22 protein-coding genes and 2 pseudogenes are annotated in these 23,142 nt (G+C 64.8%); 12 read left to right on the plus strand and 12 right to left on the minus strand.

The features are described from left to right. Nucleotides 1-19 precede the first annotated feature (19 nt). The 3 genes and pseudogenes from HMPREF2924_RS29080 to mexX all read right to left on the minus strand — a co-directional run bounded on the left by HMPREF2924_RS29080 (nucleotide 20) and on the right by mexX (nucleotide 4,581). Nucleotides 20-238, minus strand: a complete 219-nt coding sequence (locus HMPREF2924_RS29080; RefSeq protein WP_003110687.1) for a hypothetical protein — start codon at nucleotides 236-238, stop codon at nucleotides 20-22. Beyond that, nucleotides 238-3,375 (minus strand): annotated as a pseudogene (gene mexY / locus HMPREF2924_RS29085) (multidrug efflux RND transporter permease subunit MexY). Before mexY ends, HMPREF2924_RS29080 begins: the two are co-directional and overlap by 1 nt. A gap of 15 nt (nucleotides 3,376-3,390) precedes the next feature. Next, nucleotides 3,391-4,581 (minus strand): multidrug efflux RND transporter periplasmic adaptor subunit MexX, encoded by a 1,191-nt coding sequence (mexX, locus tag HMPREF2924_RS29090; RefSeq protein WP_003088624.1) that lies wholly within the window; start codon nucleotides 4,579-4,581, stop codon nucleotides 3,391-3,393. 164 nt (nucleotides 4,582-4,745) lie between these two features. Between mexX and amrR the strand changes: the two genes are divergently transcribed. Continuing rightward, entirely contained in the window at nucleotides 4,746-5,378 is a 633-nt protein-coding gene (gene amrR / locus HMPREF2924_RS29095; RefSeq protein WP_070700838.1) for an efflux pump transcriptional repressor MexZ, read from the plus strand. A 5-nt stretch (nucleotides 5,379-5,383) separates the two neighbouring features. Here the strand turns inward: amrR and HMPREF2924_RS29100 are convergent, their stop codons facing one another. Then, nucleotides 5,384-5,608 carry a DUF3203 family protein gene (locus HMPREF2924_RS29100; protein ID WP_003088627.1) on the minus strand — a complete coding sequence of 75 codons (225 nt, stop codon included), beginning with the start codon at nucleotides 5,606-5,608 and terminating at the stop codon, nucleotides 5,384-5,386. Between the two features lie 153 nt (nucleotides 5,609-5,761). Between HMPREF2924_RS29100 and HMPREF2924_RS29105 the strand changes: the two genes are divergently transcribed. Both HMPREF2924_RS29105 and galU read left to right on the plus strand, forming a co-directional pair. Continuing rightward, on the plus strand, nucleotides 5,762-7,123 hold the full coding sequence (locus tag HMPREF2924_RS29105; protein WP_003128798.1) for a UDP-glucose 6-dehydrogenase: 1,362 nt from the start codon (nucleotides 5,762-5,764) through the stop codon (nucleotides 7,121-7,123). Between the two features lie 47 nt (nucleotides 7,124-7,170). Beyond that, a complete protein-coding gene (gene galU, locus HMPREF2924_RS29110) occupies nucleotides 7,171-8,010 on the plus strand; it encodes a UTP--glucose-1-phosphate uridylyltransferase GalU (RefSeq protein WP_003088639.1) in 840 nt (279 codons plus the stop codon). A 180-nt stretch (nucleotides 8,011-8,190) separates the two neighbouring features. Here galU and HMPREF2924_RS29115 read toward each other — a convergent pair whose 3' ends face one another. After that, nucleotides 8,191-8,613 carry a VOC family protein gene (locus tag HMPREF2924_RS29115; RefSeq protein WP_003128796.1) on the minus strand — a complete coding sequence of 141 codons (423 nt, stop codon included), beginning with the start codon at nucleotides 8,611-8,613 and terminating at the stop codon, nucleotides 8,191-8,193. Between the two features lie 144 nt (nucleotides 8,614-8,757). Between HMPREF2924_RS29115 and gorA the strand changes: the two genes are divergently transcribed. Then, on the plus strand, nucleotides 8,758-10,113 hold the full coding sequence (gene gorA / locus HMPREF2924_RS29120) for a glutathione-disulfide reductase (protein ID WP_003128794.1): 1,356 nt from the start codon (nucleotides 8,758-8,760) through the stop codon (nucleotides 10,111-10,113). Nucleotides 10,114-10,167: 54 nt separating this feature from the next. Here gorA and HMPREF2924_RS29125 read toward each other — a convergent pair whose 3' ends face one another. Together HMPREF2924_RS29125 and HMPREF2924_RS29130 are read right to left on the minus strand one after the other, a co-directional pair. Continuing rightward, nucleotides 10,168-11,169, minus strand: a complete 1,002-nt coding sequence (locus tag HMPREF2924_RS29125; protein WP_003128792.1) for a bile acid:sodium symporter family protein — start codon at nucleotides 11,167-11,169, stop codon at nucleotides 10,168-10,170. Between the two features lie 152 nt (nucleotides 11,170-11,321). Continuing rightward, nucleotides 11,322-11,714, minus strand: coding sequence for a hypothetical protein (locus HMPREF2924_RS29130; RefSeq protein ID WP_003088646.1), 393 nt, complete (start codon nucleotides 11,712-11,714; stop codon nucleotides 11,322-11,324). A gap of 132 nt (nucleotides 11,715-11,846) precedes the next feature. On the opposite strand from HMPREF2924_RS29130, the gene HMPREF2924_RS29135 reads away from it, so the two are divergent. Beyond that, complete coding sequence (locus tag HMPREF2924_RS29135) at nucleotides 11,847-12,320, plus strand: Lrp/AsnC family transcriptional regulator (protein ID WP_003088649.1); 474 nt, start codon at nucleotides 11,847-11,849, stop codon at nucleotides 12,318-12,320. Between the two features lie 23 nt (nucleotides 12,321-12,343). Continuing rightward, nucleotides 12,344-12,643: a winged helix-turn-helix domain-containing protein gene (locus HMPREF2924_RS29140; protein ID WP_003110681.1), complete on the plus strand. Its 300-nt coding sequence runs from the start codon at nucleotides 12,344-12,346 to the stop codon at nucleotides 12,641-12,643. 74 nt (nucleotides 12,644-12,717) lie between these two features. On the opposite strand, the gene HMPREF2924_RS29145 is transcribed toward HMPREF2924_RS29140, so the two are convergent. After that, nucleotides 12,718-12,975 (minus strand): hypothetical protein, encoded by a 258-nt coding sequence (locus HMPREF2924_RS29145; protein ID WP_003128788.1) that lies wholly within the window; start codon nucleotides 12,973-12,975, stop codon nucleotides 12,718-12,720. Beyond that, nucleotides 12,972-13,226, minus strand: a complete 255-nt coding sequence (locus HMPREF2924_RS29150; protein WP_003128786.1) for a DUF1127 domain-containing protein — start codon at nucleotides 13,224-13,226, stop codon at nucleotides 12,972-12,974. Before HMPREF2924_RS29150 ends, HMPREF2924_RS29145 begins: the two co-directional genes overlap by 4 nt. A gap of 179 nt (nucleotides 13,227-13,405) precedes the next feature. On the opposite strand from HMPREF2924_RS29150, the gene HMPREF2924_RS29155 reads away from it, so the two are divergent. The 3 genes from HMPREF2924_RS29155 to HMPREF2924_RS29165 all read left to right on the plus strand — a co-directional run bounded on the left by HMPREF2924_RS29155 (nucleotide 13,406) and on the right by HMPREF2924_RS29165 (nucleotide 16,547). Further along, complete coding sequence (locus HMPREF2924_RS29155; RefSeq protein WP_003100354.1) at nucleotides 13,406-14,830, plus strand: aminotransferase-like domain-containing protein; 1,425 nt, start codon at nucleotides 13,406-13,408, stop codon at nucleotides 14,828-14,830. Between the two features lie 134 nt (nucleotides 14,831-14,964). Then, nucleotides 14,965-15,873, plus strand: a complete 909-nt coding sequence (locus HMPREF2924_RS29160; protein WP_003139694.1) for a siderophore-interacting protein — start codon at nucleotides 14,965-14,967, stop codon at nucleotides 15,871-15,873. Further along, entirely contained in the window at nucleotides 15,873-16,547 is a 675-nt protein-coding gene (locus tag HMPREF2924_RS29165) for a class I SAM-dependent methyltransferase (RefSeq protein WP_003100350.1), read from the plus strand. The genes HMPREF2924_RS29160 and HMPREF2924_RS29165 overlap by 1 nt, the downstream gene beginning before the upstream one ends. 7 nt (nucleotides 16,548-16,554) lie before the next feature. On the opposite strand, the gene HMPREF2924_RS29170 is transcribed toward HMPREF2924_RS29165, so the two are convergent. Then, nucleotides 16,555-18,213: a thiamine pyrophosphate-binding protein gene (locus HMPREF2924_RS29170; RefSeq protein WP_003128771.1), complete on the minus strand. Its 1,659-nt coding sequence runs from the start codon at nucleotides 18,211-18,213 to the stop codon at nucleotides 16,555-16,557. 734 nt (nucleotides 18,214-18,947) lie between these two features. Here HMPREF2924_RS29170 and HMPREF2924_RS29175 point away from each other — a divergent pair. Both HMPREF2924_RS29175 and HMPREF2924_RS29180 read left to right on the plus strand, forming a co-directional pair. Beyond that, entirely contained in the window at nucleotides 18,948-19,469 is a 522-nt protein-coding gene (locus HMPREF2924_RS29175) for a class I SAM-dependent methyltransferase (protein WP_003120198.1), read from the plus strand. Between the two features lie 139 nt (nucleotides 19,470-19,608). Further along, a complete protein-coding gene (locus HMPREF2924_RS29180; RefSeq protein ID WP_023094759.1) occupies nucleotides 19,609-21,069 on the plus strand; it encodes a hypothetical protein in 1,461 nt (486 codons plus the stop codon). A 124-nt stretch (nucleotides 21,070-21,193) separates the two neighbouring features. Here HMPREF2924_RS29180 and HMPREF2924_RS29185 read toward each other — a convergent pair whose 3' ends face one another. Beyond that, on the minus strand, nucleotides 21,194-21,508 hold the full coding sequence (locus HMPREF2924_RS29185; protein ID WP_003088669.1) for an AzlD domain-containing protein: 315 nt from the start codon (nucleotides 21,506-21,508) through the stop codon (nucleotides 21,194-21,196). After that, complete coding sequence (locus tag HMPREF2924_RS29190; RefSeq protein ID WP_023094758.1) at nucleotides 21,493-22,203, minus strand: AzlC family ABC transporter permease; 711 nt, start codon at nucleotides 22,201-22,203, stop codon at nucleotides 21,493-21,495. The genes HMPREF2924_RS29185 and HMPREF2924_RS29190 overlap by 16 nt, the downstream gene beginning before the upstream one ends. 553 nt (nucleotides 22,204-22,756) lie before the next feature. Here HMPREF2924_RS29190 and HMPREF2924_RS29195 point away from each other — a divergent pair. Next, a pseudogene (locus HMPREF2924_RS29195) lies at nucleotides 22,757-23,142 on the plus strand (glutamine synthetase); the annotation flags it as partial.

The following is a 23,142-nucleotide window of genomic DNA, read 5'->3' on the forward strand; positions in this document are numbered from 1 at the left end:
GGGAAAAGGACGGCGGAATTCAGGCTTGCGCGCCGGATAGCGCCGGCGCGTAGCCGATCATCTGTCGCAGCAACGGGTCGGTGAACTGCTGTTGCCAGTCGTCCAGCTTGCCCCGAAGGTCGGGGCCGTTGGCCGGAACGATGGGGGCCGCGCGCGGCTGGCGAGGCGTCGGCGGGCAGGCGCCGAGCAGCCCGACGCACAGTGCCAGGGTGGGGAGCGAGAGTTTCGCTAGGGGCATCAGGCTTGCTCCGTGGGGATCTGGGGCGAGGTGCCGGTGCGCGGCGCCTTGCGTAACCGGAACAGGCGCCCGACCACCAGGAAGAACAGCGGTACCAGGAACACCGCGAGTACCGTGGCGGTGACGATCCCGCCGAGCACCCCGGTGCCGATGGCGACCTGGGCGCCGGAACCGGCGCCGCTGGAGAGCGCCAGCGGGACCACGCCGAAACCGAACGCCAGCGAGGTCATGACGATCGGTCGCAGGCGCAGGCGCGCGGCCTCCAGGGTCGCCTGCAGCAGGCTCATGCCTTCCTGGTAATGGTCCTTGGCCACCTCGATGATGAGGATGGCGTTCTTCGCCGAGAGGCCGATGATGGTGATCAGGCCGACCTTGAAGTAGATGTCGTTGGGCAGGCCGCGCAGGCTCACCCCGAGCAGTGCGCCGAGCACGCCCAGCGGCACCACCAGGATCACCGCCAGCGGGATCGACCAGCTTTCGTAGAGGGCGGCCAGGGCGAGGAACACGATCAACACCGAGAGGGCGAACAGCGCCGGCGCCTGGGCGCCGGACAGGCGTTCTTCGAAGGACTGGCCGGACCACTCGTGGGCGATGCCCTCGGGCAGGCCCTGCATCAATTCCTCCATCGCCTGCATGGCTTCGCCGCTGCTGTAGCCCGGCGCGGCCTGGCCCTCGAGGTTGAACGAGGGATAGCCGTTGTAGCGGGTCAGTTGCGGCGGGCCGAGGGTCCAGGCGGCCTTGGCGAACGTCGCCAGGGGGACCATCTCGCCCTGCTCGTTGCGCACGTGAAGCCGGCCGATGTCGTCGATGCCCAGGCGCTTGGCGCCGTCGGCCTGGACCACCACCTTGCGCACCTGGCTGCCGTGCATGAAGTCGCCGATGTAGTCCGAGCCGAACATCACCGCCAGGGTGGTGTTGATCTCGTCCATGCTCACGCCGAGGGTCTCCGCCTTGCGCCGGTCGATGTCCAGGCGGATCTGCGGCGCCTCGCCCTGGCCGGCGAACATCACGTTGGCCAGACGCGGGTCCTCGGCGGCGCGCGCCAGCAACTGGTCGCGGGCCTTGACCAGGGCCTCGTAGCCAACCCCGCCACGGTCCTGCAGGCGGAAGTCGAAGCCGCTGGTGGAACCCAGGTCCGGCAGCGGCGGCGAGTTCATCGCATACACCGTACGGTTGGGCAGGCCGGCGAAGCGCTGGTTGATGCGCTCGACGATGGCGCCGACGTGCTGGCTGGCCTCCCGGCGTTCCGACCAGTCCTTCAGGGTGGCGAAGATCATCGCCGAGCTGGTGCCGTCGCCGTACAGGCTGAAGCCGCCGACCGCATAGGCGTAGGCCACCGGTTCGTGCTCCGCCAGGTAGCGCTCTACATCGGCGACGTTGGCCATGGTCTCCGCCATCGGCGTGCCTTCGGGCTGCATCACCATGATCATGAAGTCGCCCTAGTCCTCTTCCGGCAGGAACGCCTGCGGCAGGCGCACGAAGAGCAGGGCGACCACGCCGATGACCAGGGCGTAGACCAGCATCCAGCGGACCGGCCGGGCGAGGATGCCGGCCACCGCGTTGCGGTAGCGTCCGGTCAGGCGCAGGAAGGCGCGGTTGAACCAGCCGAAGAAGCCGCGCTTCTCATGGTGGTCGGCGTCGATTGGGCGCAGCAGGGTGGCGCACAGGGCCGGGGTCAGCGACAGCGCGAGGAACGCCGAGAAGCCGATGGAGACCGCCAGGGTCACCGCGAACTGGCGGTAGATGTTGCCCACCGCGCCGCTGAAGAACGCCATCGGCACGAATACCGAGACCAGCACCACGGTGATGCCGACGATGGCACCGCTGATCTGGCGCATCGCCTTGACCGTGGCGTCGTGCGGCGACAGGCCTTCCTCGGCCATCAGCCGCTCGACGTTCTCCACCACGATGATCGCGTCGTCCACCAGGATGCCGATCGCCAGGACCATGCCGAACATGGTCAGCACGTTGATCGAGAAGCCCAGGCCGAGCATCACCGTGAAGGTGCCGAGCAGGGCCACTGGCACCACCAGCGTCGGGATCAGGGTGGCGCGGAAGTTCTGCATGAACAGGTACATCACGGCGAACACCAGCAGCATCGCCTCGAGCAGGGTGCTGACCACCTTCCTGATCGAGATCTCGACGAACGCCGAGGTGTCATAGGGGATGTTGTAGCTCACGCCCTCCGGGAAGTAGCGCGACAGCTCGTCGAGGGTGGCGCGGATGCGCTTGGCGGTGGCCACCGCGTTGGAGCCGGGCGCCATCTTCACCGCCAGGCCGGTGGCGGTCATCTGGTTGACCCGCGAGACGAAGCCGTACTCGCTCTGGCCGAACTCGACGCGGGCCACGTCGCGCAGGCGGATCGCTCCGCCGTCGGCGCGGATGCGCAGCGGAATCTCGCCGAACTGCTCGGGCGTCACCAGGGTGTCGTCGACCTTCACCGTGGCGCTGATCGGCGCCGAGTCGGGGACCCCGAGGTTGCCGATGTCGCCCACGGTGAGGCGGGCGTTGTGCCGGCGCACGGCGTTGACCAGGTCGCTGGCGCTGAGGTTCATCGAGGTCAGCTTGGCCGGGTCGGGCCAGATGCGCATGGCGTACTCGGCGCCCCAGGTCTCGACCTTGCCCACGCCCTCCACCCGGCGCAGCGCCTGCAACACGTTGGACGAGGCGATCTCGCCCAGTTCCATGGCGTCGTAGCGGCCGCTGGAGGAGGTGAGGGTGACGATCAGCTGGATGCTGTCCGCCGCCTTCTCCACATAGATGCCGTCGCGCCGCACCGACTCGGGCAGGCGCGACTCGACGATCTTCAGGCGGTTCTGCACTTCCACCGCGGCGAGGTCGGCGTTCACGCCCTGGCGGAAGGTCAGGGTCAGCGAGGCCTGGCCGGTGCTGCTGGTGGCCTTGGTGTAGAGCAGGCCGGGCGCGCCGTTCATCTCGCGCTCGATGATCGCGGTCACCGCTTCCTCGACCACCTTGGCCGAGGCGCCGGGATAGCTGGCGCTGACGTTGACCACCGGCGGCGCGATGTCCGGGTACTGGGCGACCGGCAGGAAGCGGATCGCCAGGACCCCGGCGAGCACGATCAGCAGGGAGATCACCCAGGCGAAGACCGGCCGGTCAATGAAGAAACGAGCCATTCGTAGCGTTCTCCGTCACTGGCCCGCCGGCGAGGCGGCCAGCGGTGAGGGGGCGTCGGCGCTGGCCGGCTGGCGGACCACCGCCTGGACGCTGGAGCCGGCGGCATGCTGGGCGGCGTTCTCGACGATCACCCGCTCGCCGCCCTTGAGCCCGCGGCTGATGATCCAGTCGCGGCCCTGCAGGGTGTCGGCGCGGACCTCCACGTCTTCCACCACGCCCTGTGGGTTGACCACCTTGACCACGGCGGACTGGGCGGTACGGATCAGCGCGTCGCGCGGGACGGTGATCGCCTGCGGGTTCACCGCGCGCTGCAGGCGCACCTGCACGTAGCCGCCGGGCAGCAATTCGCGATGCGGATTGCGGAACAGGGCACGCATGGCGATGGTGTCGGTGCCGGGGTCGACCGCCAGGTCGGAGAACAGCAGCTCGCCGGCCAGCGGGTACTCGCTGCCGTCGGCCAGGACCAGGCGCACGGCGATGTCCTTGTCGGCGACACCCTTCACCTGGCCTTCGCGGATCGCCCGCTGCATGGCGGCGACTTCGCCGGCCGGCTGGGAGAAGTTCACGTAGATCGGATCGATCTGCTCGACGCGGGTCAGCGGTGTCGGCGAGTCCTCGCCGACCAGCGCGCCTTCGGTGACCAGCGCACGCCGCGCGCGGCCGTCGATCGGCGCGGTGACCGTGGCGTAGCCCAGGCGCAGGCGGGCCTGCTCCAGTTCGGCCTTGGCCGAGGCGATCTGCGCCAGGGCCTGGCGCGCGTCGGTCTGCGCTTCGGTGTACTCGCGTTCGCTGATGGCGCGGTCCTTGATCAGGTCGGCGTAGCGCTTGAGCTTGTCGGCCGCCGCCGCGTGGCTGGCCTCGGCCCGGGCCAGGGCGCCGCGGCTGATGTCCAGGGCCGCCTTCAAGGGCGCAGGGTCGATCTGGAACAGCACGGTGCCGGCGCGGACGTCCTGGCCTTCCTCGTACAGGCGACGGGTGACGATGCCGGCGACGCGCGCCCGCACCTCGGCCTGGCGGTACGCTTCCAGGCGTCCGGGCAGCTCGCTGGTGATGCCGATGGGCGCCGGCCTGGCGACGATCACGCCGACCTCGGCGGGGGCCTCCGCAGTCTTCCCGGTGTCCGCTGCTTCTTCGCAGCCCAGCAGGAATAGGGCGACCAGGGCCGCCAGCAGCCCGCGCAGCGAGCCGGTCCATTGGATGTGCATGGGTGTCCCTCGATTCGTGAACTCGCGAGCTTGCCCGGGAAAGGGCACCGCAACTCACGAGCGGCGCGACAGTAGCATATAATCAATCATGAGTGATTAATTAATTGGCGTTTCTGTAACATATCCTTATGATCTGCGGCGCCTTTCCCTTGTGAGGACGTTCAGTGGCCAGGAAAACCAAAGAGGAATCCCAGAAAACCCGCGACGGCATGCTCGATGCCGCCGAGCGGGTTTTCCTGGAAAAGGGCGTGGGCACTACTGCCATGGCCGACCTGGCGGACGCCGCCGGGGTTTCTCGCGGTGCGGTCTACGGCCACTACAAGAACAAGATCGAGGTCTGCCTGGCGATGTGCGACCGCGCCTTCGGCCAGATCGAGGTACCCGACGAAAACGCCAGGGTGCCGGCGCTGGACATCCTCCTGCGCGCCAGCATGGGCTTTCTCCGCCAGTGCTGCGAGCCCGGTTCGGTGCAGCGGGTGCTGGAGATCCTCTACCTCAAGTGCGAACGCAGCGACGAGAACGAGCCGCTGCTGCGCCGCCGCGAGCTGCTCGAGAAGCAGGGGCAACGCTTCGGCCTCCGGCAGATCCGCCGGGCGGTGGAGCGCGGCGAACTGCCGGCGCGGCTGGACGTCGAGCTGGCCAGCATCTATCTGCAATCGCTCTGGGACGGCATCTGCGGCACCCTGGCCTGGACCGAGCGCCTGCGCGACGATCCCTGGAACCGCGCCGAACGCATGTTCCGCGCCGGCCTCGACAGCCTGCGCAGTTCTCCCTACCTGTTGCTGGCGGACGCCTGAGGGCGTCAATCGTCCGCCATCAGGTGCCTGCGCTGGTCCTCGGCGCCGGCGACCACCAGCCGCTGGGCGTCTTCCTCGCTGATGTGCAGGCGCTTGCCGTCGATGTAGAGCACCGACAGGCGCGCCTCGGCGTCGGTACCGATGCGCAGGCTGTCGACCGGCGCGCGATGCCGGCTGCCTTCGATCTCCACGCTGCAGATGCCTTGTTCCGAATCGATTTCGATGGACATGGGAACCTCCCGTTTTCTCCGCCTACCTTGGGTGGACCCCGGGCATCCGCGCGGGTTCTGTCACGGTAGCTTCACGCCAGCGTCACGCGCCTGCCACCGCGCTTGGCTGCAATCGTCCGCAGAGAGAGGGCGAGGCCAGCGGAGGACGACGCCATGCGGCTATGCGTGATTGGTGCGGGCTATGTGGGACTGGTGACGGCGGCCTGTTTCGCCGAGATGGGCAACCAGGTGCGTTGCGTGGAGCGTGACCGCGAGCGGGTCGCGCGGCTGAGACGCGGCGAGATGCCGATCTACGAACCGGGCCTGGAAAGCATCCTGCGCGATCAGCTGGACGCCGCCCGCCTGACCTTCACCGCCAGCCTGGCGGAAGGCCTGGCCGACGCCGAGGTGGTGTTCATCGCCGTCGGCACGCCGTGCGGCGAGGACGGCTCGGCCGACCTCAGCCACGTGATGGCGGTCGCCGAACAACTTGGCGCGCAACTGCGCCAGGCCTGCATCGTGGTCAACAAGTCGACCGTGCCGGTGGGCACCGCCGAACGGGTCGAAGAGATCATCCGCCTGGGCCTGGCGCGCCGGCGCAAGCGCTTCCGGGTGACGGTGGCGAGCAATCCGGAGTTCCTCAAGGAAGGCTCGGCGGTGGACGATTTCAGGCGCCCGGACCGGGTCATCATCGGCAGCGCCGAGGCGCAGGCCGGGGAAACCCTGCGCCAGCTCTACGCGCCGTTCCTGCGCAATCACGAGCGGGTCCTGCTGATGGGGCGTCGCGAGGCCGAGTTCAGCAAGTACGCGGCCAATGCCTTCCTCGCCACCAAGATTTCCTTCATGAACGAGATGGCCGGGCTGTGCGCCCTCACCGGCGTCGACATCGAGGACGTGCGCCGCGGCATGGGCAGCGACAAGCGCATCGGCACCCATTTCATCTACGCCGGCTGCGGCTACGGCGGCTCGTGCTTTCCCAAGGACGTCCGCGCGCTGATCCGCAGCGCCGAGCAACAGGGCTTCGACAGCCAGATACTGCGTGCGGTGGAAGCGCGCAACGCGCGGCAGAAGGAACTGCTCTTCGAGACCCTCGGCGAACTGTTCCAGGGACGCTGGCAAGGGCGCACGGTGGCGCTCTGGGGGCTGGCCTTCAAGCCGGGTACCGACGACCTGCGCGAGGCGCCGAGCCTGGTCCTGCTGGAGGCACTGCTGCGCCACGGGGTGCGGGTCAGGGCCCATGACCCGGTGGCCAACGCCGGGGTCGCGGCACGCTATCCGGACGCGCTGGCGTGCGCCCAGTTGACGCTCCACGACTCGCCCTACGCCGCCGTCGAGGGCGCCGATGCCCTGGTGCTGGTGACCGAGTGGAAACAGTTCCGCCAGCCGGACTTCCAGAAAATCCGTGGATCCATGCGAACTCCCCTGTTGGTCGACGGTCGGAATCTCTACGCACCGGCGCGGATGGCGGAACTGGGCTTCATCTACCAGGGCATAGGACGTTCAAGGGCCGGGCATTGTAAGGCGAGCGCAGCCTGATTAGACTGCGCGCCATCCGCATACTTCGTCCATGTCGAAGGATTCTCATGATCAAGAAATGTCTTTTCCCGGCCGCCGGTTACGGCACTCGTTTCCTCCCGGCCACCAAGGCCATGCCCAAGGAAATGCTGCCGGTGGTGAACAAGCCGCTGATCCAGTACGCGGTGGAGGAGGCGCTGGAAGCCGGCCTTTCCGAGATCGGCATCGTCACCGGCCGCGGCAAGCGTTCGCTGGAAGACCACTTCGACATCAGCTACGAGCTGGAACACCAGATCCGCAACACCGACAAGGAAAAGTACCTGGTCGGCATCCGTCGGCTGATCGACGAGTGCACCTTCGCCTACACCCGCCAGGTGGAGATGAAGGGCCTCGGCCACGCCATCCTCACCGGTCGTCCGCTGATCGGCGACGAGCCGTTCGCCGTGGTCCTGGCCGACGACCTGTGCCTGAACCTCGAAGGCGACAGCGTGCTGAAGCAGATGGTCAAGCTGTACAACCAGTTCCGCTGCTCCATCGTGGCGATCCAGGAAGTGCCGCCGGAAGAGACCAACAAGTACGGCGTGATCGCCGGCGAGATGATCCGCGACGATATCTTCCGGGTGAACACCATGGTCGAGAAGCCGAAGCCGGAAGAGGCGCCGTCGAACCTGGCGATCATCGGCCGTTACATCCTGACCCCGGACATCTTCGACCTGATCGAGCAGACCGAACCGGGCAAGGGCGGCGAGATCCAGATCACCGATGCCCTGATGAAGCAGGCCCAGGACGGCTGCGTGCTGGCCTACAAGTTCAAGGGCAAGCGTTTCGACTGCGGCAGCGCCGAGGGTTACATCGAGGCGACCAACTTCTGCTACGAAAACCTCTACAAGACCGGCAAGGCTCACTGAGCCTCGCCGTTCCCGATGAAGAACGCCGCGTCCCCGATGGGGGCGCGGCGTTTTTCGTATGGGGCGAACGGCCATGGGGGGTATCCGCCCCACCTGAGCTGTCGGCGGGCGTGGCGTTGTTGGCGTCGGGCGAATAACCCCGCCAGCCTGGCCTGGGCCACGCGGCGCCTCCGTGCCCGGTCAGGGAATCGGCAGCGCCTCGGAACCCGGGCCCAGCGGCTGGCCGTAGCTGAACTCCACGTAGTTGCCCGCCGGGTCGCGCAGGCCGCAGTAGTAGCCGACCGGATAGGGCTCGTCGCGCGGCGCCCAGACCAGGCAGCCGGCGGCCTCGGCGCGGCGCGCCAGATCGTCTACCGCGGCGCGGCTGGAGAGGGCGAAGCCGAAATGACTGTAATCGTCGCTGGCCAGGTTGCGCGGCTGGCCGCCGGGCATGATGACGAAGATGAAGCGTTGTTCCTGGCTGGGTTCGGCCATCCAGACGATCTGCGAGCCTTTGCCGGGGCGCCGGTGGATCACCCGCATGCCGCAGAAGGTTTCGTAGAAGGCGATGCAGGCGTCGAGGTCGGGGACGTGCAGCGCCAGGTGGGTGAGGGTGGGGGACATCGCGCTTACCTCCACGGACAAGCATAGCCCATCGCCTGCCAGGCCCTGCGCTGAGCCGTTTCGACAGGTTTCTGCGTCGATCCGGCGGGAGCCGACGCTGGCGAATGGGTTATGCTGGAACGCATCTGATCCAGGAGTAGTAACATGTCTTTCGATTTCGATCTGTTCGTCATCGGCGCCGGCTCAGGGGGCGTACGCGCCGCCCGCTTCGCCGCCGGCTTCGGTGCCCGTGTCGCGGTGGCGGAGAGTCGCTACCTGGGTGGCACCTGCGTCAACGTCGGCTGCGTGCCGAAGAAGCTGCTGGTCTATGGCGCGCATTTCAGCGAGGACTTCGAGCAGGCCCGGGCCTATGGCTGGAGCGCCGGCGAGGCGCAGTTTGACTGGGCGACCCTGATCGGCAACAAGAACCGCGAGATCCAGCGGCTCAACGGCATCTACCGCAACCTGCTGGTGAACAGCGGGGTGACCTTGCTCGAAGGTCACGCCCGTCTGCTCGATGCGCACAACGTCGAGGTGGACGGCCAGCGCTTCAGCGCCAAGCACATTCTCGTCGCCACCGGTGGCTGGCCGCAGGTGCCGGACATTCCCGGCAAGGAACACGCGATCACCTCCAACGAAGCGTTCTTCCTCGAGCGCCTGCCGCGCCGCGTGCTGGTGGTCGGCGGCGGCTACATCGCCGTCGAGTTCGCCTCGATCTTCAACGGGCTCGGCGCCGAGACCACCTTGCTCTACCGTCGCGACCTGTTCCTGCGCGGCTTCGACCGCAGCGTCCGCGAACACCTGCGCGACGAATTGGGCAAGAAGGGCCTGGACCTGCAGTTCAACAGCGACATCGCCCGTATCGACAAACAGGCCGATGGCAGCCTGGCCGCGACCCTCAAGGACGGCCGGGTGCTGGAGGCGGACTGCGTGTTCTATGCCACCGGGCGGCGGCCGATGCTGGATGACCTTGGCCTGGAAAACACCGGAGTGAAGCTGACCGACAAGGGCTTCATCGCGGTCGACGAGCATTACCAGACCAGCGAGCCGTCGATCCTCGCCCTGGGCGACGTGATCGGTCGCGTCCAGTTGACCCCCGTGGCGCTGGCCGAGGGCATGGCGGTGGCGCGGCGGCTGTTCAAGCCGGAGGAGTACCGTCCGGTGGACTACAAGTTGATTCCCACCGCGGTGTTCAGCCTGCCCAACATCGGCACCGTCGGCCTGACCGAGGAGGAGGCGCTGAGCGCCGGGCACAAGGTGAAGATCTTCGAGAGCCGCTTCCGGCCGATGAAGCTGACCCTTACCGACGACCAGGAAAAGACCCTGATGAAGCTGGTCGTGGATGCCCACGACGACAGGGTGCTGGGCTGCCACATGGTCGGCGCCGAGGCCGGCGAGATCCTCCAGGGTATCGCGGTGGCGATGAAGGCCGGGGCGACCAAGCAGGCGTTCGACGAGACCATCGGCATCCACCCGACCGCGGCGGAAGAGTTCGTCACCCTGCGCACGCCGACGCGCTGAGCCGCGTCTGAACGAAGAAGCCGGCCCCAGGGCCGGCTTCTTTCATTTTCGCGCTCAGCGCGAGGGGGCCTCGGCCAGCGCCGCCGCTGCGTCGTCGCGGCGCCTGGCGTAGCGTTGCGCGAGCACCGCGCAGACCATCAGCTGGATCTGGTGGAACAGCATCAGCGGCAACACCATCGGTCCCACCGCACTGGTGGCGAACAGCACCTTGGCCATGGGCACGCCGGTGGCCAGGCTCTTCTTCGAACCGCAGAAGACGATGGTGATCTCGTCTTCCTTGCTGAAGCCCAGGCGTCGCGCCAGCACCGTGGTCAGCACCAGGGCCAGGGCGAGGATCACGCAGCAGGCGACGGTCAGGCCGAGCAGCGCCAGCCAGGGTACTTCGTGCCACAGGCCCTGGATCACCGCGGCGCTGAAGGCGGTGTAGACCACCAGCAGGATCGAGCCCTGGTCGACATAGCGTAGCACCGGCTTGTTGCGCTCCACCCAGGCGCCGATCCAGCGCCGCAGGACCTGGCCGGCGATGAAGGGTACCAGCAGTTGCAGGGTGATCTTGCCGATGGCGTCCAGCGCGTTGCCGGTCTCGCCTTCGGCGCCGAGCAGCAGCTTGACCAGCAGCGGGGTAAGGAATACGCCGAGCAGGCTCGACACGGAAGCGCTGCATACCGCTGCCGGCACGTTGCCGCGCGCCAGCGAGGTGAAGGCGATGGAGGATTGCACCGTGGCCGGCAGGGCGCAGAGGAACAGGATGCCGAGGTACAGCTCCGGGGTGACCATCGGCGACAGTGCCGGTTTCAGCGCCAGGCCGAGCAGCGGGAACATCACGAAGGTGCAGGCGAACACCAGCAGGTGCAGGCGCCAGTGGGTCATGCCGGCGACGATCGCCTGGCGCGACAGCTTGGCGCCGTGGAGGAAGAACAGCAGGCCGATGCCGATGTTGGTCACCCATTCGAAGACCACGGCGGTCTGGCCGCTGCAGGGCAGGAAAGTGGCGAGAAGGACGGTGGCGATCAGCGCCAGGGTGAAGTTATCCGGAAGGAAACGCGGTCGGGACATGGGCACGCTCTGCAGGATCGGGGAACACACGGCAGTCTTCTGGCTGCCTGGCGAACCTGCACTGTAGCCATGGGCTGGGCGACCGGCTAACGCCAGAAGGCCAGCCGATGACGCTGAGTGGACAGGGCGGCCGCCGCGCCGCCCCGAGGGGCTCAGACGACGCTGGCCAGCAGCGGCTCGCTGACGCTGGGACGGACCTTGCCGGCATGGGGAGAGAACTCCAGGCGGACGGCGAGCACGGTGACCAGCGAGCGCAGTTTCTCCGCGATCACGCTGGCGCGGTGCTGGCTGAGGCCGGGGAAGGTCAGCAGCAGGCGGATCTTGTGGTCCTCGCGGTCGGCACGAACCCGCTCCGGGGTGAAGGACTGCACGGCGAACAGGTTGAGCACCCGGCACAGCAGGTCCGGGTCGGCCATGCCCTCGATATGGAAGATCGACAGGGTCTCGGTATCTGCGCAGGAGGTTTCCCAGACGTTCGGGCGGATCACCTGGCGTTCTTCGCCGTCAGGGTGTTTGGCCAGGAAAAGGGGGGCGAGGGTTGACATGTGACGCTCCAGGCAGTGTTTCGACGAGAGAAATTCTCCCAGAGGCGTGCCGGATTTTTTCTCCTGTTTTTGCGTGATTTTGCGCTATCCGTGCATACTTGATCCCTATGTTTTTCTTTGTAGGGAATATTTATGTCCATTCCACTGGATATGTACGATCAGCGTATTCTCGCTTTGCTGCAGGAGGAATCCTCGCTTTCCACCGCCGAGATTGCCGAGCGCATCGGACTTTCCCAATCGCCCTGCTGGCGGCGCATCCAACGCCTGAAGGAGGAGGGGGTGATCCGCAAGCAGGTGACCCTGCTCGACCGCAAGAAGATCGGCCTGAATACCCAGGTATTCGCCCAGATCAAGCTCAACGCCCATGGGCGCAAGAACCTCACCGACTTCGCCGAGGCGATGCACCAGTTTCCCGAGGTGCTGGAGTGCCACGTACTGATGGGCGCGGTGGACTTCATGCTGCGTATCGTCACCCGCGATATCGAATCCTACGAACGCTTTTTCTTCGAGAAACTGTCGGCGGTGCCGGGCATCCAGGAAGTGAACTCCATCGTCGCCTTGTCGGAAATCAAATCCACCACTACCTTGCCCCTGCTCGCTCCCTGAGCCTTCCCGGAGAACGCCTGCCCATGACCATCAGCAAGACCAAGTCCAGCTTCTACCGCCGCCTCTACGTCGCCTACCTGATCGACAGCGGCACCGCCAGCGTGCCGGAGATCATGGCCGCCACCGGCATGCCCCGGCGTACCGCACAGGACACCATCGCCGCGCTGGAGGAACTGGACATCGTCTGCGAGTTCGAGCAGCGGGAGGGTGCGCGCAACCACCAGGGCGGCTATGTCATCCGCGACTGGGGGGCGGTACGGCGGGAGTGGGTGGTCGAGCAGCATCGGCGAATCGCGGCGGCGCTGGAGTATCCGGCGCAATGAGCCACGCGCTGGCGGCCACATGCATATAAAAGAAGGAGGGGCTCAAACTGCCTCCCCTCCCGAGCATGCGTTCTTCAGATGCCGCGCTGTTCCAGGGTGGCCTGGCGGGCGCGCTGGGCCAGCTCCTCGGCGGGCTGGACGCTGCTGCCGGCGGTAGGCGGCGGTGACGGCATATGCGGCTTGAGGTAGGCCGCCAGGCTGACGCCGCAGTAGACCAGCAGGGCCATGGCGATCAGCGCCTTGTATGGGTCGATGTCGGATCGGCGCTTGCAGACCATACAGATATGCCCTTCGCTGGCTGGGCGTTCGCCACAGTTGCGACAGCGGATCATGCCTTCCTCCCGCCGGATTTTCCCGCCTGCCAGAACGCCAGCGAGGCTTCCTCGCGGGCCTGCTCGGCGCTCAGGCCGATATCCTTCAGTTCCGCCGCTTCCAGGTCCAGCAGCGCGCGCCGGGTCAACTGGCGTTGCCGGGCCAGGCGATAGCCGCGACGCAGGGCCTGCGCCAGGGTGTCCATCGCGGCGAGTGGGAAGGGGCCATCGAGGCGTTGGCGGCGCTCGGATTTCGCACTGAGTCGCGTCATGCTGCGTACTCCATATTGATCGGCTGGACGACGGAGATAGAATGGCCATCGCGCGCTGTTCCGTACAGGTCCAGAAAAGGTGGGTTGACTGCATACAGATCAAGCGCTCCCCGGCCTGAATGGTGGATTTCGCCACCATCTGTACCGGTCCCGCTTTCGCTCACCCTGGAGTCCCGCTCATGACCCTTTATCTGCAACTCGCCGAGACCCTCGGTTCGCGCATCGAACAGGGCCTCTACCGTCCGGGCGACCGGCTGCCCTCGGTGCGGGCCATGAGCATCGAGCACGGCGTCAGCCTGAGCACCGTGCAACAGGCATACAGGCTGCTGGAAGATCGCGGGCTGGCCGAGCCGCGGCCGAAGTCCGGCTATTTCGTACCGGTCGCGCGACAGATGCCGCCGCTGCCGGCGATCGCCCGCCTGGCCCAGCGGCCGGTGGAAATCTCGCAATGGGAGCAGGTGCTGGCCCTGGTCAGCACGGTACCGCGGCCGGACGTGGTCCAGCTCGGCCGCGGCATGCCGGACATCTCCAGCCCTTCGCTGAAACCGCTGACCCGCAGCCTGGCCCGGCTCAACCGCCACGCCGACGCCCGTGCGCTGGCCTACGACGGGATCCACGGCTCGCCGTTGCTGCGCGAGGAAGTCGCCCGCCTGTTGGTGGACTCCGGCTGTCGGGCCACCGCCAGCGACGTGGTGATCACCACCGGCTGCCACGAGGCCCTGTCGGTGAGCATCCGCGCGGTGTGCGAACCGGGCGATATCGTCGCGGTGGAGTCGCCGAGCTTCCATGGCGCCATGCAATCGCTGAAAGGCCTCGGCATGAAGGCCCTGGAGATCCCCACCGATCCGGTCAACGGCATCAGCCTGGAAGCCCTCGAACTGGCGCTGGAACAGTGGCCGATCAAGGCCATCCAGGTGACCCCGAACTGCAACAACCCGCTCGGCTACATCATGCCCGAGTCGCGCAAGCGGGCGCTGCTGGCCCTGGCCCAGCGCTACGACGTGGCGATCATCGAGGACGATGTCTATGGCGACCTGGCCTACACCTATCCGCGCCCGCGCACCATCAAGTCGTACGACGACGATGGCCGGGTGCTGCTCTGCGGGTCGTTCTCCAAGGTCCTGGCGCCGGGCCTGCGGATCGGCTGGATGGTACCCGGGCGCTACGCCGACCGCGTGCTGCACATGAAGTACATCAGTACCGGCGCCAGCGCCCTGCAACCGCAACTGGCGATCGCCGAATTCATCGGCAACGGCCACTACGAGCCGCACTTGCGGCGCATGCGCGCCCAGTACCAGCGCGGACGCGATCTGATGATCGACTGGGTGGCGCGCTATTTCCCGGAGGGCACCCGCGCCAGCCGGCCCCAGGGCGGTTTCCTGCTCTGGGTCGAACTGGACGAGGCGTTCGACACCCTGCGCCTGGACAAGGCCTTGCGCAACCGCGGCGTACAAGTCGCGGTGGGCTGCATCTTCTCCGCTTCCGGCAAGTACCGGAACTGCCTGCGGATGAACTACGCGGCGTTGCCGACCCCGGCCATCGAGCAGGCGGTCAGGCGAGTAGGGGAGAGCGCTTGCGAGCTGCTGGAGCCTTGCGAGGCCTGAGCGGCAGTCGTGCTTTCGACGCAGTCGACGATTGCACAAATAGCAAATGCTAATCATTCGCATTGTTTGCTAGAGTTGCCTGATGCATGCATCCGCCGGCGCCGCTGGGCGCCGGTCACCAGGAGACCATCGTCATGTCGCAACCCGCCTATCGTCTGTTCAATGTCGAACTCAAGCGCCGCGAGCAACTCAGCCCGGCGCTGACCCGCTTCGTCTTCGGCGGCCCGGAGGTCGCCGAGATGAAGACCCTGGCCGCCGACCAGCGGATCAAGATCTTCTTCCCCGATGCCAGCGGCCAGCCGCCCAGCCTGCCCGGTGGCAGCGAGTGGTACCAGGCCTATCGCAGCGTCGAGCCGGCTCGCCGGCCGCCGATGCGTACCTACACCATCCGTGCGCTGCGCGCCGAGCAGGAGGAGGTCGACGTGGAGTTCGTCCTCCACGGCGAGAACGGCCCGGCCTCGGCCTGGGCGACCCACGCGCGGATCGGCGACCGCCTGCAACTGGCCGCGCCCAACCGGCAATACGGCGATGACCCCGGCGGCTACGAATGGAAGCCGCCGGCTGGCGTCCGCCATATCCTGCTGATCGCCGACGAAACCGCCTTGCCCGCGGTGGCGGGAATTCTCGAGGAGCTGGCCGGCGAAGCCGAGCCGCCGGTGGTCGAGGCCTTTCTCGAAGTGCCGGGAGAAGCCGATATCCTCGACCTGCCGGCGATTCCCGGTGCGCGCCTGCACTGGCTGCCGCGCCACCAGGCCGGCATCCATTCGCGCAACGGCGAGCGGATGATCGAGGCGGCGCGCCAGGCGCGGCTGCCGGAGCGCGAGGTGGCGGGTGGTGCGGCCCAGGAGCTGGAGGACATCGATATCGACGAGGAGATCCTCTGGGAACTGGCGAGCCCCGAGAGCGGCAGTTTCTACGCCTGGGTCGCCGGCGAGTCGGCGGCGGTGATGGCGATCCGGCGCTACCTGGTGCAGGAGCGCGGTATCGACAAGCGTCATCTGACCCTGATGGGCTATTGGCGCCTGGGCAAGGTGTTCGACTGATGGGCCGCTTCGTCGGGAAACAGGCGGACGGCTACGAGACGCGGATCGGCCGCCTGTTGCCGGGCTACGAGTTGCTGCACCTGCTCAGTCGCGCGCAGTTGCTGGCCCGTCTGCCGGAACGGGCGCGCCTGCTCAGCGTCGGCTGCGGCGCCGGCGGCGAACTGGCGGAGCTGGCCGGGTTGCGTCCAGGCTGGCGTTTCGTCGCGGCGGACCTGTCGGCCGACATGCTCGCCCTGGCCCGCCAGCGCTGCGCCAGGCTCGGCCTGCTGGAGCGGATCGAGCTGCACTGCGGCGACGTCGCCGGGCTACCGCCTGCGCCGCCTTGCGATGCGGCGCTGGTCCTGCTGGTGCTGCATTTCCTGCGCGGCGACCAGGCCAAGCGGCGCTTCCTCGAGGCGGTCGCCGAGCGTCTGGCGCCAGCGGCGCCGTTGCTGCTGGCCAACCTGATGGAAGCCCGGGACGCCTTCGAACGCCCGGTGCAGGCCGAGGCCTGCCGCTTGGCCGGGCTTTCCCCGGAGGACAGCGACGGCATGCTGCAACGCTTGCGCGAGGATTTCGATCCGTTGTCCGAGCAGCGCCTCGGCGAACTGCTGGAAGACACCGGCTTCGTCCTGCCCAGCCGCTATTTCCAGGCCGTGGGCTACCAGGCCTGGATCGCCTTCCGCGCCGGCTGAGGATGCCTCAGGCGAGGCGCGCCTGCGGCGTGATCTGGCGTGGGTCGGTCAGCAGCTCCAGCAGCGCCGGGCGTCCGCTTTCGCGGGCGCGGCGGAACGCGGCGGGGAAGTCGGCGCTGCATTCCACTCGTTCGGCGTGGGCGCCGAAGGCTCGCGCCAGGGCGACGAAGTCGGGGTTGTCCAGGCGGGTGGCGGATACCCGCCCGGGATATTCGCGTTCCTGATGCATGCGGATGGTGCCGAGCATGCCGTTGTTGACCACGATCACCACCGGCGTCGCGCCGAACTGCGCGGCGGTCGCCAGCTCCTGCGGATACATCATGAAACAGCCGTCGCCGGCGAAGCACACCACGCTGCGCTGCGGATCGCGCAGGCTGGCGGCGATCGCGGCGGGCAGGCCGTAGCCCATGGCGCCGTTGGTCGGCGCCAACTGCGTGCGGGCCTGGCGATAGCGGTAGAAGCGATGCACCCAGACGGCATAGTTACCGGCACCGTTGGCGATCACCGCGTCGTCCGGCAGGTTTTCGCTGAGGTACGCGACCACGGACGCCAGGTCGACGCCCTGGATGGCGGGGTCGCTCGCGGCCGGGGTCGAGTAGGCCAGGTAATCGGCATGGGCGGCTTCGCGCCAGTCCTGCCAAGTGCTCGAGGGCAACGGCGCGAGGTCGGCCAGGGCCTCGGCGAAGGCACACGGGGTGGCCTGGATCGGCAGTCGCGCCAGGTAGACGCGGTTCAGTTCCGCGCTGTCCGGATGCACGTGGATCAGCGTCTGCGCGGGGGCCGGACTACGCACCAGGCTGTAGCCAGCGCTCGGCGTTTCGCCCAGGCGCGCCCCGACCACCAGCAGCAGGTCGGCCTGGCGCAGCCGCTCCAATAGCGCCGGCGCCGCGCCGAAGCCCAGTTGTCCGGCGTAGTGCGGGTCACGGTTGTCGAACAGGTCCTGGCGACGGAACGAGGTGGCCACCGGCAGGCCATTGGCCTCGACGAAGGCGCCTAGCCGTTTCCTGGCGGCACTGTCCCAGCCGCTGCCGCCAAGTACCAGCAGGGGGCGCCTGGCGTTCGCCAGCAGTTCGCGCAGTTCCGCCATCGCCGTGGCGCCCGGCCGCCCCGGAAGCACCCTTGGCTCCGGCGCATCGGCGACCTGCGCGGAACCGAAGAGGATTTCCTCGGGCAGGGCGACCACGACCGGGCCCGGTCGGCCCGAGGTGGCGACGCTGAAGGCGCGGCCGACGATCTCCGGGATGCGTTCGATACGGTCGATTTCCACGGCCCACTTGGCCAGGCCCGAGAACATCTGCACGTAGTCGACTTCCTGGAACGCCTCGCGGCCCTTGAAGGCGCTTTCCACCTGGCCGACGAACAGGATCATCGGCGTCGAGTCCTGCTGCGCCGTGTGCACGCCATTCGCCGCATGGGTGGCACCGGGGCCGCGGGTGACGAAGCAGATGCCTGGTCGGCCGGTCAGCTTGCCGTAGGCATCGGCCATGTTCGAGGCGGCACCCTCGTGGCGGGTGACGACGGTGCGGATGCCGTCGGCGTCGTGCAGCGCGTCGAGCACCGGCAGGTAGCTTTCCCCGGGGATGCAGTAGACGGTATCGACGGCATTGCGCTGCAATGCCTCTACCAGGATTTGCCCGCCGTTGCGCTGGGGAAGGGAGTCGGACATGAGGGCCTCGCTGCGCACGTTGTGGTTGCCCCGATCTTCGGCCCAAAGCGCGTCAGCGCCAAGCGACCTTTCTTCGCGAGTTCATTCCCGTGGCGCATGAACCCTCGTTCTTCGTTCCGGGGGAGGCCCCTTTCAGCGCTTCATCTGGACGAGAAGGGGACTGGAGCGTCATCGCAACGGGTCTCCTCTAGGCGGATCGGAGAGCGCGGTTTTCCGCTCGTTTCTCCATCTTCTCCTCAATTATGTCTATGTAACTATTTCCTCTAGCAAAAAGGATTGTTCTTACATTATTTATAAATTTTCTTTGTTAGTTTTTCCTCGAGCAGTGCTGTTTGAAGGCTTCCTGAGGGGAAGATTTTTGCTGGGGCGCTGAGATAGAGGACGAGTTGTTGTTTGGTCGTCGGTAAGTTTCGGCTTTTTGTCTTTTAGTCCGATGGGCAAGGGTACCAATGAGCAGGGAGGTTTTTAGGGTGAAATTTTTATCCGGTTTCTGGGAGCGCCGTCGTGCGAATGGCACTCCTCTAGTGTGTATCGAAGAGCGTGGCAGTGGTGCAGGCGAATTCTCGTCGGTGTCCCGTAGGGTTGAAACTGCTCCTGACGTACGTAGCGTTGCGTCTGCAGATCCGGAGCAGTGGATACATTCCCAGGAGTACGAGCTTTCTTTCTGGAAGGATAAATGGCCCTATCGCCATCTGTCTGTCGAGGAACTACAAGAGGCCCGGCATAAGGATGCAATGTGGTTTCTTGGGAAGATGGGGTTCACGTACGGCTCCTCGCATTATCGCTACGAAGGTTTTGAAGGTAAGGTTTTGGAAGTAGGTAGTGGGCCGATCGGCTTTTTCGAGAAGGTCGAAGGCGTGACAGTGACTGCCCAGGACTCATTGATGGGGCTGTATGCAGAGAATCTTCCATTCTCGATTCTCGGGGAAAGAGGTTCTTCTTGTTATATAAGGGATGGTGTTGCCGATATAGAGAGTGCGTTCGATTTCGTCGTTTGCTCAAATGTGCTTGACCATACGGCCGACTGGATCCAATTCCTGATTGACTGTGTGGGCAGGTTGAGGACGGGCGGTGAGTTACTGTTGGTGACTGACTCTCGCGGAGTTCCAGCAATCGGGCATACACAGATATTCAGCCATGATCAACTGGTTCGTGTCTTGGAGTTGCTGGGAGCAAAGCAGTTCAAGGTGAAAGCCGTCGAGCGGGAGGATGGCGTTCACTGTGACTATCGTCATTATTTTCGGGTGGTTTTCTGAATTTCTCCGTGTCAATTACTCTGCCTGGACGGGCGCTAGATTGGTATCGGAATTTCGGGGCTGGAGCCGGAAATATTGTGTTGGTGGCCAGTGGTTGGATGGTTTTGCTTGAAAATAAAATACTATGAAAGGGATTTTCATGAAGAAGTCTATGCTTTCTTGTTTGTGTTTTGTGCTTCTTCTGCACTTTTTATTGGTTTTGAAAGTTGCGGCGGAAGTCTTTTGTGAGTCTTGTCTACAGGTGCGGGTGGAGCGCCCGCTAGTAGTTAGGGTTGGGTCTCACGAGCCTGGCCTAGATACTAAGTTTTATGTAATAAAGCTCTCTGAAAATTTATTCAGAGGCTACAGTTCCGGAGGTGGTGATGCTTACGCAATAACCGGGCCGGAGGCCTGGTCTATGGGCTGGCCTGCCAATAAGGTGTTAAGTAAAGGTGCCGCAGGGTCCTACAGCGAGTGTGGAGTATGGATAAATTCTCCGGTTAAGATCGGAGATGTCTATGTTGCAGCCGTGCATCAGGAGCAAAAGTGCGACTACATCAATGGTGGGCAGACGCACAAGTCAATGGGAGTATCGTTTTCTTATGACGGTCTATCTTGGGTTAATCCAATTACTGTGTTGACCAGCCCTGAGGCACCGAAGATGGGGACCCAATCTGGGGAGGGTGACTGTTCACTGGTTCGGGCCCCCGATGAAGGCTACCTCTATATGTATTGTTTCAGGCCGGGGCGATGGGATAATATCGTGGCGCGTGCTCCGGAGGCATCTTATATGTTCCCGTCAAGCTGGAGGAAATTATATAAAGGAAATTGGAGTGAGCCTGCGATTGGTGGTATGGCAGATAGTTTGGGTACTATAGGGAGTAGTGTTGGGTATTGGCGGGCTGGACGTAAAGTTATTGCGCTTGATCTCGATCCATGGTTTGGCGGGATAAAGCTGTCATTGTCCTCGGATTATAAGAATTTTTTTACTCTTAAGGATCCTCTTGTTCCGTTTGTTAAAAATGATTGGGATCGAAATTTAATCGGGAAGTCAACTGACTTAATCGCATATGTGGGGGTCGTGAATCTACTTGGTGGCGGGAATCGAGTTGATAATTCCGGCTGGGGTATCACCTATACTTATATACCGCATGGAGGAACGCTAAAGGAAAAGTATCTCGTCTTTCAAGGGGTTAACATGAAGGTGGTTAGTGAACCTCAACAGGCTTCCGTAGGTTTGGCTCTTACCCGCTGGGAGCACAGGAGTGGGAAATACAGAGTTACTACTCTGCCTGTGGTGAGACAATCCGAGTACACCGAGCGTAATCGTATCGCATATCTCCTGACTCGTCCTGTCGTTGGTATTGAAACGCTTGAGGTGGAGGAGTGTGTGAATAGACAGGATCCCGATGATTATCTCGTGACTGATGCAGGAGGATGTGACGGGAGCGGACATGATCGAATCGCCACTATCGGTTGGGTGTATAAATACCCACAAAAAAATACGGTCCCTATTTATCGCTGTTACTCTCCGCTTGGCGAAAATCATTTTCTATCATCGAATGCAGGGTGTGATGATTTGGGAAGCTTGGAATGGAAGCTTGGATATGGTTTGAAGTAAGGCAAAAATTTTCGATTGCCGCTTCAGTTGTTTCCACGTGTTCTTACGGGCTATTGGTTTGTAGCCCCCTGCAAGAGGCTGTCTGCCGAAATCATGCCGTCCGACGTGCAGCGACTGACATCGATCAAATCAGCCACCACTTGAACAGGAAGAAGAACGCCATGCCCAGCAGCATGCTCGCCAGGGTATTGCGGGTATAGAGCACCAGCGCCACGGTGACTGCGCCGCTGACCAGGTAGGGATTGTCGTAGCCGAGGTCGATGCGGCCCTCGGGCATGAACACGATGGGGCCGCAGATCGCCGTGAGCATTCCCGGCACGGCGAAACCGAGGAACTGCCGCAGGTTGCTGCCGAGGCGGATCGGCAGGCGCGGTTCGAGGAACAGGTAGCGGTTGAGGAAGACGATCGCGCCCATCCCGAAGATCACTGCCCAGACCATGGCGCCTCCCGATACAGCTTGTTGCAGATGAAACCGGCGGCCATCCCGGCGAGACCGGCGAGGACCAGCGCCGAACTCCATTGCCAGTGGCTGAACAGCACCGAGCAGAACAGCGAGGTGGCCACGCAGACCAGCGTCGGTACGTTGCGCACCAGCGGCGCGACCAGGGCGATGAAGGTGGCGGCGATGGAGAAATCCAGGCCCAGGTCTTCGAGACCGGGAATGCTGCGGCCAAGCAGGATGCCGGCGAGGGTGAACAGGTTCCAGGCGATATAGAAGGTCAGGCCGACGCCGAGGGCGTACCAGCGGTTGAAGTTGCGCCGGTCGTGCTGGCTGGCGAGGGCGAAGAACTCGTCGGTGAGCAGGAAGCCCAGGCCGATCCGCCAGCGTCCCGGCAGAGGTGACAGGACCGGCCGCAAGCTCATGCCGTAGAGCAGGTGCTGCGAGGTCAGGAGGAGGGTGGTGAAGATGATCGAAAAGAACCCGGCACCGCCCTTGAGCATGCCGATCGCCACCAACTGGGCGGCGCCGGCGAAGACGATGGCGGACAGGCCCTGGCCCTCGGCCGGGGTGAGGTTGGCTTCGATGGCCATCGATCCCGCCAGCAGCCCCCAGGGCGCGACGGCCAGGGACAATGGGAGGATGGCGACGGCGCCGCGGAGAAAGGCTTGGCGGGGCAGGTCGTGGGCAGTCATGGGGGCATGGCGGTGGTGAACGTCGGTCCAGCATGCCAGCAGGCGCATCGGGCTGGCTTGAACGATCTTGCTCTTCGTATCCGTTATCCACGCAGGCGAAAGCGGCCGGTGTCCTTCCTTATATAAGGAGGACGGGCAGGGCAGGCGGCGGACGAGCGAGGGCCGCTCGAGGGCGCTGCGAAGAATCGAGGGAGAGAAGAACCGGAGCGGAGCTAACGCGGATGCTGACCGATCTTGTGGCCGCGGAACTTGGCGCCGAGGGACGGCTGGTAGGACATGGAACACCCGGTTTATTGCTGTTGTAGGGTTGGCACAGCTTAGCCTTGTTCAATTTTTCGTACAACGGAGCCTGTAAAATATCTGCTGCACCAGGTTGAACACCTTGCCTGGCCTGGCTTTGGCCGCTTTCTTGATGCTCTGGAAGGCCCTGTCTACGGCTATTTCGCCGTCCGCGAAGGCGACGAGAGGGCTATTGACAACAAATTGGCTTTCCGATTGACTCTGGCTCCAGCCCCCGCATGATTGAAATTTTTAACAAAAAAGGTGTTGCATCATGTCGGTACCCCTGCGTGCCGTTCAGCTCACTGAGCCGAGCCTGTTCCTTCAGGAACATCCCGAGGTCCAGTTCGTCGACCTTCTGATTTCAGACATGAATGGCGTGGTTCGCGGCAAGCGAATCGAACGCAACAGTCTGCCCAAAGTCTTCGAAAAAGGTATCAACCTTCCCGCTTCCCTGTTCGCCCTCGATATCACCGGCTCCACCGTAGAGAGTACCGGCCTGGGTCTCGACATCGGCGACGCCGACCGGATCTGCTACCCGATCCCCGGCACCCTCTCCATGGAACCCTGGCAGAAGCGGCCGACCGCGCAACTGCTGATGACCATGCATGAGCTGGAAGGTGATCCCTTCTTCGCCGACCCCCGCGAAGTCCTGCGCCA

The organism is Pseudomonas sp. HMSC063H08 (genome assembly GCF_001813645.1).
GTDB lineage: Bacteria > Pseudomonadota > Gammaproteobacteria > Pseudomonadales > Pseudomonadaceae > Pseudomonas > Pseudomonas aeruginosa.